We start from the raw sequence: 18,929 nt of genomic DNA, 5'->3' as shown, positions 1-18,929 counted from the left end.
AGATTCGCCTACAAGAGCACTGGAGCAAACCGTGGATACAAGGGTGAAGCGCAGCAAGAAGTCGTCGACTCTCAGCGACGATCCGCTGTGGTACAAGGACGCGATCATCTATCAGGTGCACATCAAGTCGTTTTTCGATGCGAACAACGACGGCATCGGCGACTTCCCGGGCTTGCTCGCGAAGCTGGATTACATCGCGGAGCTGGGCGTCGACGCCATCTGGCTGCTGCCGTTCTATCCCTCGCCGCGCCGTGACGACGGTTACGACATCGCCGATTATCGCAACGTGCATCCGGATTACGGCACCATCGCCGATGTCAAACGCTTCATTCAGGAAGCGCACGCGCGCGGCATTCGCGTCATCACGGAACTGGTCATCAATCACACGTCGGACCAGCATCCGTGGTTTCAGCGCGCGCGCCGCGCGAAGCCGGGATCGAATCACCGGAACTACTACGTGTGGTCCGATACCGACAAGAAGTACGAAGAGACGCGCATCATCTTCATCGACAGCGAGCCTTCGAACTGGACGCATGATCCCGTCGCGGGTCAGTACTACTGGCACCGCTTCTATTCGCACCAGCCGGACCTCAACTTCGACAATCCGGCCGTGATGAAGGAAGTGCTGCAAATCATGCGCTTCTGGCTCGACATGGGCATCGACGGTCTGCGGCTGGACGCGGTGCCGTATCTCGTCGAGCGCGAAGGCACCAACAACGAGAATCTGCCCGAGACGCACGCTATCCTGAAGCAGATTCGCGCGACCATCGACGCCGAGTATCCGAACCGCATGCTGCTGGCCGAAGCGAACCAGTGGCCGGAAGACGTGAAGGAGTACTTCGGCGACGAAGACGAATGCCACATGGCGTTTCACTTCCCGCTGATGCCGCGCATCTACATGTCGATCGCGAGCGAAGACCGCTTCCCGATCACCGACATCATGCGGCAGACGCCGGACCTCGCCGAAACGAACCAGTGGGCGATCTTCCTGCGCAACCACGACGAACTCACGCTCGAAATGGTCACGGACTCCGAGCGCGACTACTTGTGGAACACGTACGCGAGCGACCGCCGCGCGCGCCTGAACCTCGGCATTCGCCGGCGTCTCGCGCCGCTGATGGAACGCGACCGCCGCCGCATCGAGCTCATCAATTCGCTGCTCTTTTCGATGCCGGGCACGCCCGTCATCTATTACGGCGACGAGCTCGGCATGGGCGACAACATTCACTTGGGCGACCGCGACGGCGTTCGCACGCCGATGCAATGGTCGTCCGATCGCAACGGCGGCTTCTCGCGCGCCGATCCCGAACAACTCGTGCTGCCGCCGGTGATGGGCTCGCTGTACGGCTACGACGCGATCAACGTCGAAGCGCAAAGCCGCGACCCGCATTCGCTCCTGAACTGGACGCGCAAGATGCTCGCGGTGCGCCGCTCGAAGCATGCGTTCGGACGCGGCACCATTCGCTTCCTGAAGCCGAGCAATCGCAAGATTCTCGCGTATCTGCGTGAACTGAAGGGCGAGCCGCCTATTCTCTGCGTCGCGAATCTTTCGCGCGCGCCGCAAGCGGTGGAACTCGATCTGTCGGAATTCGCGGGCTCCGTGCCGCTCGAAATGACGGCGGATCAGCCCTTCCCCGCCATCGGTCAGCTGACCTATCTGCTGACCTTCCCGCCTTACGGCTTCTTGTGGTTCCAGCTTTGCCCCGGCAACATGCGCCCCGCATGGTCGCAGGCACCGTCGGAGCAGTTACCGGAGTTCGTCACCATGGTGATTCGCGCAGGGCAAACAGGACCGACGCCCGAGAACGTGCGTCTGCTCGAATCGGAAGTGCTGCCGAGCTATCTCAGCAAGCGCCGCTGGTTTGCATCGAAAGATCAGAAGCTGCATGCGGTGCGCCTCGCCGCGCTTACGACAATCGAAGGCGCGGGCTTCGCGTTCACCGAGATCGAAGCCGACGTCGGCGATCACACCGAACGCTACGTGCTGCCGCTTTCCATCGCGTGGGGCACGGAAACCACGTCGCCGCTCTACATGCAGCTTGCGCTCGCGCGCGTGCGGCGCGGCCGCACGATCGGGCATATCACGGATGCGTTCGCGGTGCCGCAATTCACCTACGGCATCTTGCAGAAGCTCGCGCAGCGCGCCGTGGTGCCGACCGTGCAGAAGAGCGAGATCCGTTTCTTGCCGACTGAACGCTTCGCTACGCTCGACATGAATCCCGCGTCGCCGCCCGAAATTCGCTGGCTCGCGGCGGAACAGAGCAACAGTTCGCTCGTAATCGGCGACAAGATCGTGCTGAAACTCGTGCGGCGCGTGGTCGGCGGCATTCATCCGGAAGCGGAGATGAGCCGCTATCTGACAAAGCTCGGTTATGCGAACACCGGCCCGCTGTATGGCGAAGTGGTGCGTGTCGATCCGCAAGGCGTGCCGCATACGCTCGTGATTCTGCAAGGCTTCGTCGACAACCAGGGCGATGCGTGGAACTACGCGCTCGACTATCTGCGCCGCGTGGTGGATGAGCTTGCCGTCACGGTCGATACCGAGGAGAGCAAGCCGGATCACAGCGCCCAATTGAACGGCTTCGAAGGCTACGGCAACATCATCGGGATCATCGGCAAGCGGCTGGGTGAGTTGCACGTCGCGCTCGCCACGCCGACCGACGACGAAGCGTTCTCGCCGCGTCGCGCGACGGCCGAAGACGTGCAAGGCTGGATCGACGGCACGCTGCAACTGCTGACGAGCGCGCTGGACATCCTCGCGCAGAAGATTGGCGGCTTCAACGAGCACGACCGCTTCCTCGCGCAAAGCCTGCTCGACCGCCGCGAGAAGCTCATCGAAGCGGTGAAGCAGCTCGTGACGTCCGACGCCGATGCGCTGTGCATTCGCATCCACGGCGACTTCCACCTCGGTCAGGTGTTGATGGCGCAGGGCGACGCCTATCTGATCGACTTCGAAGGCGAGCCCGCGCGCACGCTCGAAGAGCGTCGCAAGAAGACGAGCCCGCTGCGCGACGTGGCCGGTCTCTTGCGTTCGCTGTCGTATGCGAGCGCCGCCGCGCAGCCGACCACCGAAGCCGCGCCGGCGCAAACGGCCGACCGCAAGCGCGCGCTGTTCGAGCGCATGCGCGCCGTCGCGGAAGAGAGCTTCATGCGGCAATACCGCGAAGCGATTGCGTCGTCGCCCGAACCGATTGCGGGCGAGAGCGTGTTGCCTGCGCTGCTCGATCTCTTCCTGATCGAGAAGGCCGCTTACGAAATCCGCTATGAAGCGGCGAACCGGCCGACGTGGATCGGTCTTCCGCTGCGGGGCCTCGCGTCGCTCGCGAGCCGCCTGCTCGGCGACACGGGCGAGCCGCCCGCGCCCGGCACGCGGCCCGTGTTCGATGTAACCAAGGACAATCCGGATGGAACTCACCATGAATAACCGTAGTGATCCGGGAGCGGATACGAGGAATCCGGCCCACGGCCTGAATCCGCTCGACATCGATGCGCTCGTCGAGGCGCGGCATCCCGATCCGTTCTCGATGCTCGGCCTGCATCAGACCGAGCACGGCTATGTCGTGCGCGTGTTTCTGCCGAACGCGGCCGGCGTGAGCGTGCTCGATGCGGGCAGCGGCGAGCCGCTCGGGACGCTCACGCGCATTCACGATGCAGGTCTCTTCGCGGGATTCATCGACAGGCCCACGGCTTACCGGCTTCTGATCGACTGGCACGGCACGCCGCAGGAGACACACGATCCGTATTCGTTCGGCCCCGTGCTCTCCGATGAATGGCTGCATCGCCTGTCGCAAGCCGATCCGTATGCGGTGCTCGAATGTCTCGGCTCGCGGCCGATCACGCATGGCGGCGTGGCGGGCGTGCGCTTCGCGGTGTGGGCGCCGAATGCCCGGCGCGTGTCGGTGGTCGGCGACTTCAATACGTGGGACGGACGACGCCATCCGATGCGTCTGCGTCATAACGCGGGCGTGTGGGAGCTGTTCATTCCGGGCATCGGCGCGGGCACGCGCTACAAGTACGAGATCGTCGCGCGCGAAGGCTACACGCTGCCGCTGAAGGCCGATCCGTGCGCGATGCAAAGCGAGAAGCCGCCTTCGACCGCATCGGTGGTGGCGGATGCGGACGCCATCGACCATTACGCATGGACCGACGCCGAATGGATGAACTCGCGCGCCGGCAAGCAGACGCCACAGGCGCCGATCGCGATTTACGAAGCGCATGCGGAATCGTGGCTGCGCGTGCCTGAAGAGGGCAATCGCGGCATGAACTGGCACGAGCTCGCCGAGCGCCTCATTCCGTACGCGAAGGGCATGGGCTTCACGCATATCGAGTTCATGCCGGTCGCGGAGCATCCGTTCGGCGGATCGTGGGGTTATCAGCCGCTCGGCCAGTTCGCGCCGTCCGCGCGCTTCGGCACGCCGGAGCAGTTCGCGGAGTTCGTGAATCGCGCGCATGAGGCAGGGCTCGGCGTGATCATCGACTGGGTGCCGGCGCATTTTCCGAACGATGCCCACGGCCTCGTGCACTTCGACGGCACGCCGCTTTACGAGCATGCCGATCCGCGCGAGGGGTATCACCAGGACTGGAACACGATGATCTACAACCTCGGCCGCAACGAGGTGAGCGCGTTCCTGATCGCGTCGGGGCTCGCGTGGCTGAAGCGTTATCACGTCGATGGACTGCGTGTCGATGCGGTTGCATCGATGCTGTATCGCGACTATTCGCGCAAGGCGGGCGAGTGGGTGCCGAACATTTATGGCGGCCGCGAGAATCTCGAATCGATTGCGTTTCTGAAGCGGTTGAATCAGGAAGTGCGGCACATTCCGGGCGCGATCACGATTGCGGAAGAATCGACGGCGTGGCCGGGCGTGACGGCGAGCGTCGATAGCGGCGGACTCGGTTTCGACTTCAAGTGGAACATGGGCTGGATGCACGACACGCTGCACTACATGCAGGAAGATCCGGTGTACCGGCAGTATCACCATCACCTGTTCACGTTCGGCATGGTGTACGCGTATTCCGAGCGCTTCGTGCTGCCGCTATCGCACGATGAAGTGGTGCATGGCAAGGGATCGCTCATCGGCAAGATGCCGGGCGACCGCTGGCAGAAGTTCGCGAATCTGCGCGCGTATTTGAGCTTCATGTGGACGCATCCGGGCAAGAAGCTGCTCTTCATGGGCGGCGAGTTCGGCCAGGTCGCGGAGTTCAATCATGATCAGTCGCCGCACTGGCATTTGCTCGATGACGCGATGCACGGCGGGCTACAGAAACTCGTGCGCGATCTGAACATGCTCTATGCGCATGAGCCTGCGCTGCACAAGCTGGATAGCGATCCGCGCGGCTTCGAGTGGATTGTCGGCGATGACAATGGCAATAGCGTCTTTGCGTTTCGGCGCACGGATGCCGAGGGGCGCGAACTCGTGGTCATCTGCAACATGACGCCGGTGCCGCGGCATGGGTATCGCGTGGGGTTGCCGCGCGGCGGGCGCTGGAGTGAGATCCTCAATTCTGATGCCGCCATTTATGGCGGGTCCAATATGGGGAATGGCGGCGTTATTCATGCCGATGACCATCCTAGTCATGGGAAGCAGCAGTCTGCTGCACTGACGTTGCCTCCTTTGGCTGCTATCGTTTTGCGGGCTGATTAGACGGTGTTTGTTTGCGGCGCCTTGTTTTCGGGGAACTTGTTTTCGCGTCGGTCTATTGGCGTTGCCCCTCCCCGGGGCGGGGGTCACTTTCTTGGCTGTCGACCAGAGTAGGCGCTTTAGCGCCGTACTCTGGTCCCATGCAAAGAAAGTAACCAAAGAAAGCAGCTTTTTTCTGGGCCCGCAGCACTGAAAAGGTAGTCACTTCGCAGAGAGACCGTGGCACTCAGTTGGAAAAAACCTTGAATCACCCCCCGCGCCCGCTGAGCACCACGTCCTCCGAGCCCCTTGGCTCGATAACACCGACGCGTGTTTGCGCGTGTCGCATGCAAGAACGGGAGTGCCTGTGTTGAACTACGTCGCGCGTTTCGATTGGCTCGGGCAACGTGGGAAGAATGACATGAGCGATGTTCCCGAAGGTTTTGACGATACAAGGGGCTCGGAGGACGTGGTGTTCAGCGAGCGTGAAACGTGATCCAACTTCAACCGCGCTACTGACAGGCATCATACGACCGATGTTCCCGAAGGTTTTGACGAGCCAAGGGGCTCGGAGGACGTGGTGGTCAGCGGGCGTGGAGGGTGATTCAGGGTTGATTCAAACTGAGGGCCAATGACTTGCTGCGGAGTGACCACACTGTTACTGCTTCGGGCTAAAAAAAGCTGCTTTCTTTGGTTACTTTCTTTGCAGCAGCAAAGAAAGTGACCCCCGCCCCGGGGAGGGGCAACGCAAATAGACCGACAAGAAAACAAGTTCCCCGAAACAAGGAGCCGACAAGCCCGGAAAAGGGCCAACGACGCTAGGCCGACAAAAGAACCGCAGAAACCCGCAAAAACCAAGCACCCCTGAGCGAAGCTCAAAAAAACCAATTATGCCGAACGCACTCCCCGAAAAGTTGCTCCCGGGCGCTCCGTACCCGCTCGGAGCCAACTGGGACGGTTTGGGCGTCAACTTCGCCGTGTTCTCGTCGAACGCGCACCGCATCGAGGTGTGTCTCTTCGACAGCACCGGCCGCAAGGAGCTGATGCGCTTCGACCTGCCCGAATGCACCGACGAGATCTGGCACGGCTATCTGCCGGGCGCGCATCCCGGCACCGTGTACGGCTTTCGCGCGCACGGGCCGTATCAGCCACAGCACGGGCATCGCTTCAATCCGCACAAGCTGCTGCTCGATCCGTACGCAAAGAAGCTCGTCGGCCCATGGCGATGGTCCGATGCGCTCTTCGGTTATCGCGTACATTCGAACCGGCTCGACATGTCGATGGACCGCCGCGATTCCGCGCCCGCGATGCCCAAGTGCATCGTCACCGACGACGCCTTCGACTGGTCCCGCGACGTCCGCCCCGATACGCCCTGGGGCGAAACCATTATCTACGAAACGCACGTGCGCGGCGCATCCATGCTGCGCAACGATATTCGTCAGCACGAACGCGGCACGTTCGCGGCGCTCTCCTCGCCGTGGTTCATCGAGCACTTGCAGAAGCTCGGCATCACCGCCGTCGAGTTCCTGCCGGTGCACGCGTTTCTCAACGACCGCTTCCTCATCGAGCGCGGCCTGCGCAATTACTGGGGCTATAACACCGCGGCGTTCTTCGCGCCCGAGCCCACGTATCTGTCCACGCATCGGCTCAATGAAATGCGCATCGCCGTGCGGCAACTGCATGCGGCAGGCATCGAAGTGATACTCGATGTCGTCTACAACCACACCTGCGAAGGCAGCGAACTCGGGCCGACGCTGTCGTGGCGCGGGCTCGACAACGCCAGCTACTATCGTCTGATTCCCGGCGACGAACGGCATTACATCAACGAGACCGGCTGCGGCAACACGGTGAATCTCTCGCATCCGCGCGTGCTGCAAATGGTGATGGATTCGCTGCGCTACTGGTGCACGGCGTTTAACATCGACGGCTTTCGTTTCGATCTCGGTGTCACGCTCGGGCGCGAAGGTCATGGCTTCGATCCGGGCTCGGGCTTCTTCGACGCCATCCGCCAAGACCCGATCCTCTCCACGCGCAAGCTCATCTCGGAGCCGTGGGATATCGGGCCCGACGGCTATCAGGTCGGCAATCATCCGCCGGGCTTCGCGGAATGGAACGACAAGTTCCGCGACGGCGTGCGGCGCTTCTGGCGCGGCGACGCCGGCATGCGGCCCGATCTCGCCGCGCGTCTCACGGGCTCGGCCGAACTCTTCAACCGGCGCTTTCGCAAGCCGTGGGCGTCGGTGAACTTCGTAGCGTCGCACGACGGCTTCACGCTCGCCGACGTCACCGCCTACACGCACAAGCACAACGAAGCGAATCAGGAAGGCAACAACGACGGCCACAACGAGAATTGCAGCGCGAACTGGGGTGTGGAAGGCCCGACCGACGACCCGAAGATCCTCGACATCCGCGCGCGTCTCGCGCGTTCGATGATCGCGACGACGCTGCTCTCGCTCGGCACGCCGATGATCCTCGGCGGCGACGAATTCCTGCGCACGCAGCGCGGCAACAACAACGCGTACTGTCAGGACAACGAGTTGTCGTGGATGGACTGGGACGCGGCGCAAAGCCCGCGCGGCGTGGAGATGACGGAGTTCGTCGCGCGCGTGATCGCGCTGCGCAAAAAATACCCGGTGCTGCGCGAAACGCGCTTTCTCTACGGCGACCGCGAAGTGCTGCCCGGCCTCTACGACGTCAGCTGGTTCGACGAACGCGGCAACGCGCTCGCCATCGAAGCGTGGCAGGACCCCGAAGGCCGCGCGTTGACTTTGCGTCGCGCGGGACCCGGCATCCACAGCGAAATCGACGTCATCCTCATCATGATCAACGGCTCCGCGAGCCCGCTCGCGGTCGCGCCGCCCGCCCCGCACTTGGAATGGAACGTGCTGCTAGACAGCGCGGAACCTGACGCCGTCGAACGGCCGCTCGTGGGCAGCGAACTGCAGCTGGAAGCGCATAGCATCGTCGTGCTGCTGGCGCAGCCGTCGGGCCAAGCGGACTGGCAGGCTGTCTGGATGGCGGGCGCGCATCAGGGCCCGCGACTTCTGACCGCGCTGCCGCCGGACCCCGGCACGTTGCCGTCGAACCGGCCACACGAGACCGATTCGACGCAGTAGCGCCACGTCGGACGCACGACGTCGAGGCTCGCGCGGCACGCTCCACCGTAGGCAATGCGACAAGCAAACCTGGCACTCAATCATGTCCGAACGTCCGATCGATCCTCATCAGCATCACCACGCGCATTGCCTTCCTTTCGGCGCGCATCTCACCGGCGCGGCGGGCGACAATCCGCGCACGCGCTTTCGCTTCTGGGCGCCTTCCCGCGACCACGTTCAAGTGGAGATTCAACGCCCCGGCAACACGACGCCCGACCTCGTCGACATGCAGCCGGCCGGCGACGGATGGTTCGAAGCCGAAGCCGATGGCGGCGCGGGCACGCTGTATCGCTATCGTCTTGATGCGGACCTCGCCGTACCCGATCCGGCATCGCGCTTTCAACCGCAAGACGTGCACGGTCCGAGCGAAGTGGTCGATCCGCGCGCCTATCGCTGGACGAATACGAACTGGCATGGCCGGCCGTGGGAAGAGACCGTGCTCTACGAGCTGCACGTCGGCGCGATGGGCGGCTACGCGGGCGTCACCGCGCGTCTGCCGGAACTCGCGCAACTCGGCGTCACGGCCATCGAACTGATGCCGCTCAACGACTTCTCCGGCACGCGGAACTGGGGCTATGACGGCGTGCTGCCGTATGCGCCCGATTCCGCGTATGGCCGTCCGGAAGAACTCAAGCAACTGATCGACACCGCGCACGGCTTGGGGCTAATGGTCTTTCTCGATGTCGTCTATAACCACTTCGGCCCGGACGGCAACTATCTGCACGCCTACGCGAAGACCTTCTTCCGCGAAGGCGTGAACACGCCGTGGGGCCCGGCCATCGACTTCGAACGTCCGCAAGTGCGCGACTTCTTCTTCGACAACGCACTGTACTGGCTCAACGAGTACCGTTTCGATGGACTGCGCCTCGACGCGGTGCATGCGATCAACGACGACGAATGGCTGCGCGAACTCGCGGACCGCGTGCGCAGTTCCGTGGAAGCGGGACGTCACGTGCATCTGGTGCTTGAGAACGAGCACAACACGGCGAGCCTGCTCGAAAACCACTTCAACGCGCAGTGGAGCGACGACGCGCACAACACGCTGCACGTGCTGCTCACGGGCGAAAACGAGAGCTACTACGGCGCGTATGCGGAAGAGCCCATTCAGAAGCTCGCCCGCGTGCTGTCCGAAGGCTTCGTGTATCAGGGCGATCCGTCGCCGATTCACGACGGCGCGCCGCGCGGCGAGCCGAGCGGTCACTTGCCGCCCACGGCCTTTGTCATGTTTCTGCAGAATCATGATCAGGTCGGCAACCGCGCGATGGGCGATCGCCTGCGCGCGCTGACCGACGACGAATCGCTCTATGCGGCCACCGGGCTTTTGCTGCTTTCGCCGCAGATTCCGATGCTTTTCATGGAAGAACAATACGGCTCGAAGCAGCCGTTCCTGTTCTTCACCGACTATCACGATGAACTGGCCGACGCCGTGCGCGAAGGGCGTCGCAAGGAATTCGCGAAGTTCTCCGCGTTCACGGATGAAAAGCGCCGCGCGCAGATTCCCGATCCGAACGACAAGCGCACCTTCGAGATGTCCTCGCCGAACATCGCGAACAAGGAAGACGAACTGGATCGCCTCGAATGGCTGCATTTCTATCGCTCGGGGCTGACGGTGCGCGCGAAGCTCATCACGCCGCGTCTGAAGGGCGCGAAGGCGCTCGGCGCGAACGTGCTCGGCGAGAAGGCGCTCGTCGCGCGCTGGAAGCTCGGCGACGGCGAGACGCTCACCATCGCGCTGAATCTGGCCGATGCGCCCGTCGCGCTTTCCGATGCACCTTCCGATGCACCCCAAGGCAAGGTGATCTTCGAGACGCCGCCGCGCGCGCAGGATCGCACGGCAGAAGGCGAACTGGGCGGCCGCACGTTCGTCGCGTGGCTGACCGGCGAAGTGAACGAATACGCGACCGCGCACGACGCGCGCCGCTTCGAACCGACTGAAGGACAACGCTCGTGAGCGCCGCGAATCAAGGCAAAAGTGAGCGCCCGCGCTCGTCGATCGAAACCCTCGCCGAGCGCGCGGGTTTCGAAGTCGAGTGGCAGGACGCGCACAAGAAGACGCAGCGCGTGCCGGAAAACACGCTGCGCATCCTGCTCGAAAAGCTCGGCCTGCCGTGCGGCAACGCCGCGCAGATCAAGCAAAGCATGGCCGCCGTCGATGCCGAAATGAGCGGCCGCAAGCTGCCGCCGCTCATCACGGCGGAAGTGGATCGCGGCATCGCGCTGCCGGCGGCGGCGGCGAAATCGGGCGCGCGCTATCGCGTCGAGCTGGAGAACGGCGAGATCATCGACGGGCGCTTCACGTCGCCCAAAGGCGAGACCGCGCTGCTCGCGCCGATTGCCGAGCCGGGCTATCACACGCTCGTCATTAACGACCATCGCACGACGCTCGCCGTCGCGCCGACGCGCTGCTATACGGTCGATGACGCATGGCGCGCGTTGCATGACGACGCCGGCGACGCTGAAGTCGCGCCGCCGCTCTGGGGCATCGCCGCGCAGGTGTATGGCTTGCGCCGCAACGGCGACGGCGGCGTGGGCGACTTCACCGCGCTCGCATCGCTCGCGACGCAGGCGGCGAAGCAAGGCAGCCACGCGCTCGCCATCAGCCCGATGCACGCCATGTTCACCGCCGAGCCGAACAAGTGCAGCCCGTACTCGCCGTCGTCGCGGCTCTTCGTCAACATCGCGCATATCGATCCGGCCGCCGTCCTGGGCGCGCCGGCTGCGCGCGCCGCGATCGAAAAGTCCGGCGTCGCCGATGAACTCACCGCGCTCGAAGGACTGCCGCTGATCGACTGGCCGCGTTTGATGAAGGCGCGCGTGGCCGTGCTGCGCGCCCTCTTCGACGGCTTCTCGCAAGACGACGGCTCGCCCTTCGCGAAGGACTTCGCATCGTTCGTCGAGAAAGGCGGCCGCGCGCTCTTGGACCATGCGCGCTTCGAGGCGCTGCAAGCCGAACAGATCGCGCAGAACGGCGAAGGCCACTGGCGCAACTGGCCCGAGGAACTGCGCGACCCGCGCAGCGAAGCGGTGACCGCGTTCGCCGAGGCGCATCGGCGCGAAGTGGACTTCTATCTTTTCACGCAATGGCTCGCGGCCAAGGGACTCGCGCACGCCCAGCACGCCGCGCGCGATGCCGGCATGGCGGTCGGTCTCGTGGCGGATCTCGCGGTCGGCTGCGATAGCGCGGGCAGTCACGCGTGGTCGTATCGCGACGACATGCTGACCGGCGTGTCCGTCGGCGCGCCGCCCGATCTCTTCAATCAGGCCGGGCAGTCGTGGGGACTCACGACGTTCTCGCCGCGCGCCATGCGCATGCAGGGCTTCGCCGCGTTCATCGACATGCTGCGCGCCGCGTTCGCGCACGCGGGCGGCATCCGCATCGACCATATTCTCGGGCTGCGCCGCCTTTGGCTCGTGCCCGAAGGCGAAAGCGCGAAAGACGGCGCGTATCTGCGTTATCCGTTCGAAGACCTGTTGCGGCTGATCGCGCTGGAATCGTGGCGGCATCGCGCGATCGTGGTCGGCGAAGACCTCGGCACCGTGCCGCCGGGCTTCAGCGAGCGCTTGCAGGAGCAGGGTTTGCTAGGCATACGGGTACTCTGGTTCGAACGTGCTCAGGATGGCGAAGGATTCAAGCCGCCGGGCGAGTGGAGCGATGGCGTGACGGCAACGACGACGACGCACGACCTGCCGACCGTCAACGGATGGTGGCGCGGCGAAGACATCGAATGGCGCTCGAAGATCGGCCAGACGATGGCGCGCGCCGATGGCCGCGATCCGGTCGAGGCGGCGATGGAAGAGCGCGGCGTCGATCGCGGGCATTTGTGGCAGGCGTTTCAGGAAGCCGGCATCGCGCCGAAAGACGTGCCGCCGCCTTCCGTCGACAATGCGCCGGTGGACGAAGCGTTGGCCTTCGTCGGCATGACGCCCGCGCCGCTCGTCACGTATCCGCTCGAAGACCTGCTCGGACTCGTGGAGCAGCCGAATCTGCCCGGTTCCATCGACGAGCATCCGAACTGGAGGCGGCGTCTCGCGCTGCCGGTGGACGAGATGATGAACGACGATGCGTTCCGCGACCGTCTGCTCGCCGTCGATTCAGCCCGCAAGCGCGCCGTGCGCCCTGACAACTCAGACACACCCAAATCCGAAACACCATGACCGTACCGCGCTCCACGCTAAGGCTTCAGCTTCACAAGGACTTCACCTTCGACGACGCCGCCGCGCAAGTGGACTACTTCGCGTCGCTCGGGGTGAGCCACGCGTATGCGTCGCCGATCACGACCGCGACCTCCGGTTCCACGCACGGCTACGACACCGTCGACTACACGAAGGTCAACCCCGAGCTCGGCGGCGAGGAAGGCTTGCGCCGCTTCGTCGAAAAACTGCGCGCGCATGACATGGGCTTGATCGTCGACGTCGTGCCGAACCACATGGGCGTCGGCGGGTCGGAGAACGCGTGGTGGCAGGACATCCTCGAATGGGGACGCCACGCGGCGCATGCGCGCTTCTTCGACGTCGACTGGCACTCGCCCGATCCCGCGTTGCGCGGCAAGGTGCTCGCGCCTTTTCTGGGCGCGGCCTACGGCGAAGAGCTGCAAGGCGGCAAGATCAAGCTCGCGTATCGTCAGGACGAAGGCCGCTTCGTCATCGAGTATTACTCGCATGTGTTTCCGGTGTGTCCGGTGGATTACCCCGCCGTGCTTCAGGAAGCGCCCGAGCTTGCGCAACGCTTCGCCGGCCTGACGACGCAGCCCGTCGATCAGCCGCGCGCCGCCGAGGCGCGCACGGCGCTCGTGACCATCGCGAACACGGAAGGCGGCCGGGCCGCGATCGAAGCGGTGCTCGCCGCGCATTCGCCGCAAACGCCGGCGGGCCGCGAGCGTCTGCATCGGCTGCTGGAGCGCCAGCACTACCGGCTCGCATGGTGGCGTACGGCAGCGGACGAAGTGAACTGGCGGCGCTTCTTCGACGTGAGCACGCTCGGCGGCGTGCGCGTGGAGCGGCCGGAAGTGTTCGAGGCATCGCATGCGCTGATTTTCCGGCTCTTCACCGAAGGGCTGATCGACGGCGTTCGGATCGATCACGTCGATGGTCTCGCGGAACCGCGCGAGTATTGCCAACGCCTGCGCGCGCGGCTCGAGGAACTGTCGGCGGAGCGGCCCGAAGCGTTGCGCAACGGCAATGGCCACACGTATTTCGTCGTCGAAAAGATTCTGGCGCGCGGCGAGCCCTTGCGCCGCGACTGGCAGGTGGACGGCACGACCGGCTACGACTTCATGAACGACGTCGGCGCGCTCCTGCATGATCCGGCGGGCGCGGAGCCGCTTGCCGCGCTGTGGGCCGAGATCACGGGCAAGAGCAGCGAATTCGCGGACGAAGCGCTGATCGCGCGCCGCAAGATTCTCGCGGAGAACCTGTCGGCGGAACTGGATCGCGTCACGCGGGCGCTGCATCGCATTGCACGCGATGCGCAGACCACGCGCGATTACACGTTCACGTCGATTCGCCGCGTGGTGGCGGAACTCGTCGTGCATTTCCCGGTGTATCGCATCTATCCGGTCGGCGGCGTGCGCAGTCCCGAGGACGAGCGCTACTTCTCGCAGGCGCTCGAAGCCGCCCGCGCGTCGCTGGCGCGCGCGGATCACGTCATACTCGATCAGGTCGCGCAATGGCTCGGCGGCAAGCTGCCCGACGACGGCGCGCAGCACGAGCGCGGCGACAAGAACGACCGTCAGCGGGATCGCGCAGCCGAACGCAATCGCGACCGCAATCACACGCAGGTTCACGCGGGGCAAGGCCAGAACCCGAATCAGAACCCGCAGGCATCCGCGGGGTCGCAGCGGCGCGCGGCGCAGACGTTGTTCTCGCAACTCACCTCGCCTGTCGCGGCGAAGGCGGTCGAGGATACGGCGTGCTATCGCTACGGCCGCCTCATCTCTCGCAACGAAGTGGGCGCCGATCCGGGCGAGTTTTCGCTGTCGCTCGAAGAGTTCCACAAGGCCAATCGCGAGCGGCTTGCCTCCTTCCCGCACGCGATGCTCTGCACCGCGACGCACGACCACAAACGCGGCGAGGACGTGCGCGCGCGCATCGCCGCATTGAGCGAGATTCCCGACGAGTGGGCCGCGACGCAGAAGGCGTGGTCCACGCTGAACGCACCGTTGCGGCGCGGGCCGAACGGCGGCCACAACGAAACGAGCGACAGCCACGACTGGGCGCCCGGTCCCGCCGCCGAATCGATGCTGTATCAGACGCTCGTCGGCTGCTGGCCGCTCACGCTCTCGCCGGACGACGAAGCGGGCGTGCAGGAACTCGCCGAACGCGTCGCGCAATGGCAGCTGAAGGCATTGCGCGAAGGCAAGCTGCGCACGAGCTGGTTCGCGCCCGACGAAGCCTACGAGCAGGCGTGCCGCGACTTCCTGTTCGATATCGTCGCGCCGCAGCGCCGCAGCGGCTTTCTTCAGGAGCTATCGAAGTTCGTCGAGCGCCTCGGGTCGCTCGGCGCCATCGACAGCTTCCAGCAGACGCTTTTGCGGCTCACGTCGCCGGGCGTGCCGGACCTGTATCAGGGCACCGAGCTGTGGGATTTCAGTCTCGTCGATCCGGACAATCGGCGTCCGGTGGATTACGCGCTGCGCCGCAAGTGGCTCGAAGAGATCGACGAAAAAGGCCCGCCGTCCGAGCAGATGGAAAACTGGCGCGACGGCCGCGTGAAGCTCGGGCTGGTGCGGCGCGCGCTGGCGCTGCGCAAGCACTGCGAGTCGCTGTTCGCGCAGGGCGACTACGTGCCGCTCACCGTGCAGGGCGAACACGCGAAGCATGTGATCGCCTATGCGCGGCATGCGGGCAGCGCGTATGCGATCGTCGTTGCGACGCGGCATGCGGCGCGGTTGCTCGGCGATAAGCGCGATGTGCCGCTGGTGGAGCCTTCGGTCTGGGGCGATACGTCGATCGTGCTCCCGGAAGCGCTGCATTTGCGCGCGCTCTTCGACTGGCTCAGTCCCAGCGCGCCGAAGGCCGACGGCGAGCGGTTGTTCGTGCGCGACGTGCTCGGCGTGATGCCGGTGGCGTTGCTGGTGGAGGAAGGCGTTCCGGGCGGTTGATAGGATGATGTTGCAATGGCCGCGGGCGCCCGCTCGCGGCCACGCTTTATTCGGCCCCTTCGAGCGCCTCTTCGCGGGGATAGACGCGAACGAGCACGATTCTCGGCCCGTTCATCTTCTTGACGACGATATCGAAGCGGTCGAAGCCCACGCGCTGCCCTTCCGACGGCAGATCGCCCAGCGCGTTGATGACGAGCCCGCCGACCGACTCCGCGCGGCCTTCGTCGATATCGATACCGAGCGCGCGCTCCAGCGACACCACCGGCAACGAGCCCTTGCCCATCAGCGTGCCGTCGTCCATGCGCGACCAGTCCGCGTCGCCCTGGCGGAATTCATCGTGAATCTGGCCGACGAGCGCGCCGAGCAGGTTATCGAGCGTGATGAAGCCGATCGGCTTCGCGCCCTTCCTGCCGACAATGGCGAGATGCGGCGCGCCCTTGCGAAAGCGCCGGAAGAGTTCGAGCGCGGACAGATTCGGCGCGACGTATTGCACCGGCCGCGCATAGCGCGAGAGCTTCTCCAGCTTGCTCGCGTCCTTCGTGATGCTGAAGCTGAACGTGCGGCTCGCCAGCCCGCGATCCAGCAGCAAGTCCTTCAGATGAACCATGCCGATCACGCGCTCGCCGGAAGCGTCCGCATACAGCGGATAGCGGCTGAAGCGATGCCGCGAAATGATCGCGAGATTCTCGCGGGCGGGCAAGTCGTTGCGCAGGCCGACGAGTTCGTGCGCGGGCCGCATCAGATCGGAGACCGTCATGCGGCTGAAATCGAGCGAATGCGCGATGGTGTTCCACTCGTCCGCGTTATACGACGACGCGCCGCCATGACGCCGGCCGCGCAGGATCAGCTTGAGTTCGTCGGTCGAATAATGCGCGTCGTGACCGTGCTCGCCGGACATGCCGAAAAGCCGCAGCACGAGATTCGCGCTCGTGTTCAGCACCCAGATGAACGGGTACATGAGCCAGTAGAAACCGTAGAGCGGCGTGGCGAGCCACAAGCCGACCTGTTCGGCGCGGCGAATGGCCCACGACTTGGGCGCGAGTTCGCCGACGACGATATGAAGAAACGAAATGACGGAGAACGCGAAGAACAGCGAGACGGACTCGATCACCTGCTCCGAATGCACGCCGACGAGCGCGAACAGCGGATGCAGCAACGCGGCGAATGCCGGTTCGCCGATCCAGCCGAGCCCGAGCGATGCCAGCGTGATACCGAGCTGACATGCGGAGAGATAGGCGTCGAGCTGCCCGTGCACTTTGGCGAGCAGGCGGCCGGGCAAGCCGTTGGTCCGCGCGATGGCCTTGACGCGCGTCGCCCTCAGTTTGACGAGGCCGAATTCCGCCGCAACGAAGAAGCCGTTGAGAGCGACCAACAACAATGCGCCGATCAGCGCGACAACCTGAGCCAAAGCAACTCTCTTCGAAAATGGAAAGTGTCAGTATATGGGCGACAGGTAATCGAAAGTCAACTTACATTCCTGCGACCGCGATACGCACCGACAGCACGGCCTCCTGGCCGTCGACGATATTCGCGTGCTCGAAGCCGCCGCCGTGCGCCTCGGCAACGCGCTTGCAAAGCGCGAGCCCCCACGCGATGCGACCAGCCTCGCGCGGTTCGAGCGCCTGCCTGCGCGCGAATGCTTCGAGCGCGTGCGGGGATGACGCATCGGTCAGCGCCTGCGCCGATGTCGTGAAGCGCACGTCCGTGCGCCACATGCCGCCTTCCATGACGCTCGACACCTGCACGCTCGCATCGCGCGCGCTCGCTTCCGCGGCGAACGTGAGCATGAGCCACAGCATTTGAGTGAGACGCTCGGCATCGCCTTCGACCTGCTCTTCGGCCAACGACGATTCCACCGCGAAGCTGATGCCACGCGAGCGCGCAATGCTCGCACGCGCGAGCGTCACGCTCTTGTCGAGCAGCGGTCGCACGGCCACCGGCGCCAGCGAGAGCGCGACGGCACGCGTTTCAGCGCGGGTGGTATCGACGGATTGCTCGATCAGCTTGACCTGCTGCTCGACGCCGGAGCGAATGCCCGTCAGCGCGCGTTGCGCGGCGGGATCTTTGGCGTCGACTTTGCGTTCGAGCACGTAGCCCCAGCTGTGAATGGCATTGAGCGGCCCGCGCAGGTCATGCGAGACGATGGACAGCACGTGATCGCGCATGAAGAGCGCAGCCTCCGCCCGAAGGTGCGCGATGCGGCCGGGCGCCACGTCCTGCGACGCATCGGCCGAAGGCGAGACCACGACCGTCACCGCTCCTGCCGATGGCAACGCGAGAATGGTGAAGCTGCGCGAGGCGGCATCGTCATCGAACGTCACCCGCGCGCGGCTGATGCCGTTGCCGGCGAGCGCGGCGTCGGCGGCTTCGCCGAGCGCGGCGGCGAGCGGCTTGGGCAGCGGCGTGTCGGCGAGCGCGCGATTAGCGAGGCCCGCGGCGTCCAGTTCGAAGAGATGGGCGAAGGTGGCGTCGGCCGAGACGCAGCGCAGCGCCGCGTCCAGCACCAGCACGCCGTCGTTACCTGCGACGACCGGATCGCCGGACTGCGCGCCTGTGCGTTCGACCGTACTTGAGAAAGACGTGGTCACGGTTGTTAGTCCTTGCATGTATCGATGTTGCAGTTGATGACGCTGGAGCCGATGCGTGCCCGTCGCCGATGAGCGCCCTGAGCGATGCAAGCCGTGTGGCCAATCTGTGTAGCCCTATCGTCAGCCCATTATATGTGAGCGCCGAACGCGCATGCGGCGAGAAACAGCGCCACTTGCGTCCATCCCGGCTCGCGGCAATCCCCTGCCCGATGAGCAAGCGGCGTGCGTGACACGGCTTTCGCCTTGCGTTTTATGCACGGCCGTGCGCCGAGCGTGCGTCGTCGAACGTCGCTGCTTCAGAGAAAGGTCTATGCTGCGGTTCTCGATAGCGCAATGACTTTATGTCCTCGACGCGCGCTCGCTCATCGGGCGCGAGCGCGAATCCATGTATTGCCGCACGGGACGCTGTTCAGTCGACATCCTCGCCGACGCTTCCACCCCAGCGCTTCGCTCCCTTGCGTCGCG

The 18,929-nt window shown here is 64.6% G+C and carries 8 protein-coding genes; 6 read left to right on the top strand and 2 right to left on the bottom strand.

Translation table 11 applies throughout. The annotated features are described in order from the left end of the window. Positions 1-43 precede the first annotated feature (43 nt). The 6 genes from treS to treY all read left to right on the top strand — a co-directional run bounded on the left by treS (position 44) and on the right by treY (position 15,876). Entirely contained in the window at positions 44-3,424 is a 3,381-nt protein-coding gene (gene treS / locus LDZ24_RS14770; RefSeq protein WP_371747458.1) for a maltose alpha-D-glucosyltransferase, read from the top strand. Continuing rightward, positions 3,417-5,645 carry a 1,4-alpha-glucan branching protein GlgB gene (gene glgB / locus LDZ24_RS14765; protein ID WP_248322976.1) on the top strand — a complete coding sequence of 743 codons (2,229 nt, stop codon included), beginning with the start codon at positions 3,417-3,419 and terminating at the stop codon, positions 5,643-5,645. The genes treS and glgB overlap by 8 nt, the downstream gene beginning before the upstream one ends. An 866-nt stretch (positions 5,646-6,511) precedes the next feature. Further along, entirely contained in the window at positions 6,512-8,737 is a 2,226-nt protein-coding gene (glgX, locus tag LDZ24_RS14760; RefSeq protein ID WP_248322975.1) for a glycogen debranching protein GlgX, read from the top strand. Between the two features lie 82 nt (positions 8,738-8,819). Continuing rightward, entirely contained in the window at positions 8,820-10,727 is a 1,908-nt protein-coding gene (gene treZ / locus LDZ24_RS14755; protein ID WP_248322974.1) for a malto-oligosyltrehalose trehalohydrolase, read from the top strand. Next, complete coding sequence (malQ, locus tag LDZ24_RS14750; protein ID WP_248322972.1) at positions 10,724-12,931, top strand: 4-alpha-glucanotransferase; 2,208 nt, start codon at positions 10,724-10,726, stop codon at positions 12,929-12,931. The genes treZ and malQ overlap by 4 nt, the downstream gene beginning before the upstream one ends. Next, complete coding sequence (treY, locus tag LDZ24_RS14745) at positions 12,928-15,876, top strand: malto-oligosyltrehalose synthase (protein WP_248322970.1); 2,949 nt, start codon at positions 12,928-12,930, stop codon at positions 15,874-15,876. The genes malQ and treY overlap by 4 nt, the downstream gene beginning before the upstream one ends. A 46-nt stretch (positions 15,877-15,922) precedes the next feature. On the opposite strand, the gene LDZ24_RS14740 is transcribed toward treY, so the two are convergent. Then, the gene (locus LDZ24_RS14740; RefSeq protein ID WP_248322969.1) at positions 15,923-17,284 is read right to left on the bottom strand and encodes a hemolysin family protein; all 1,362 of its coding nucleotides are present in this window, start codon (positions 17,282-17,284) and stop codon (positions 15,923-15,925) included. 61 nt (positions 17,285-17,345) lie between these two features. After that, positions 17,346-18,464, bottom strand: coding sequence for a sensor histidine kinase KdpD (locus tag LDZ24_RS14735; protein WP_248322968.1), 1,119 nt, complete (start codon positions 18,462-18,464; stop codon positions 17,346-17,348). Between the last annotated feature and the right edge of the window lie 465 nt (positions 18,465-18,929).

This window comes from Caballeronia sp. Sq4a, from assembly GCF_023170545.1.
In the GTDB taxonomy this organism is placed as follows: domain Bacteria; phylum Pseudomonadota; class Gammaproteobacteria; order Burkholderiales; family Burkholderiaceae; genus Caballeronia.
The sequence above is the reverse complement of the archived record's forward strand: the minus strand, read 5'-3'. Positions and strand labels throughout refer to the sequence as shown.

What these genes read in the sequence shown, in the direction of transcription:
- glgB (WP_248322976.1), top strand. Translation starts at nt 3,417, where the DNA reads ATGAATAACCGTAGTGATCCGGGAGCGGATACGAGGAATCCGGCCCAC.
- glgX (WP_248322975.1), top strand. Translation starts at nt 6,512, where the DNA reads ATGCCGAACGCACTCCCCGAAAAGTTGCTCCCGGGCGCTCCGTACCCG.
- treZ (WP_248322974.1), top strand. Translation starts at nt 8,820, where the DNA reads ATGTCCGAACGTCCGATCGATCCTCATCAGCATCACCACGCGCATTGC.
- treY (WP_248322970.1), top strand. Translation starts at nt 12,928, where the DNA reads ATGACCGTACCGCGCTCCACGCTAAGGCTTCAGCTTCACAAGGACTTC.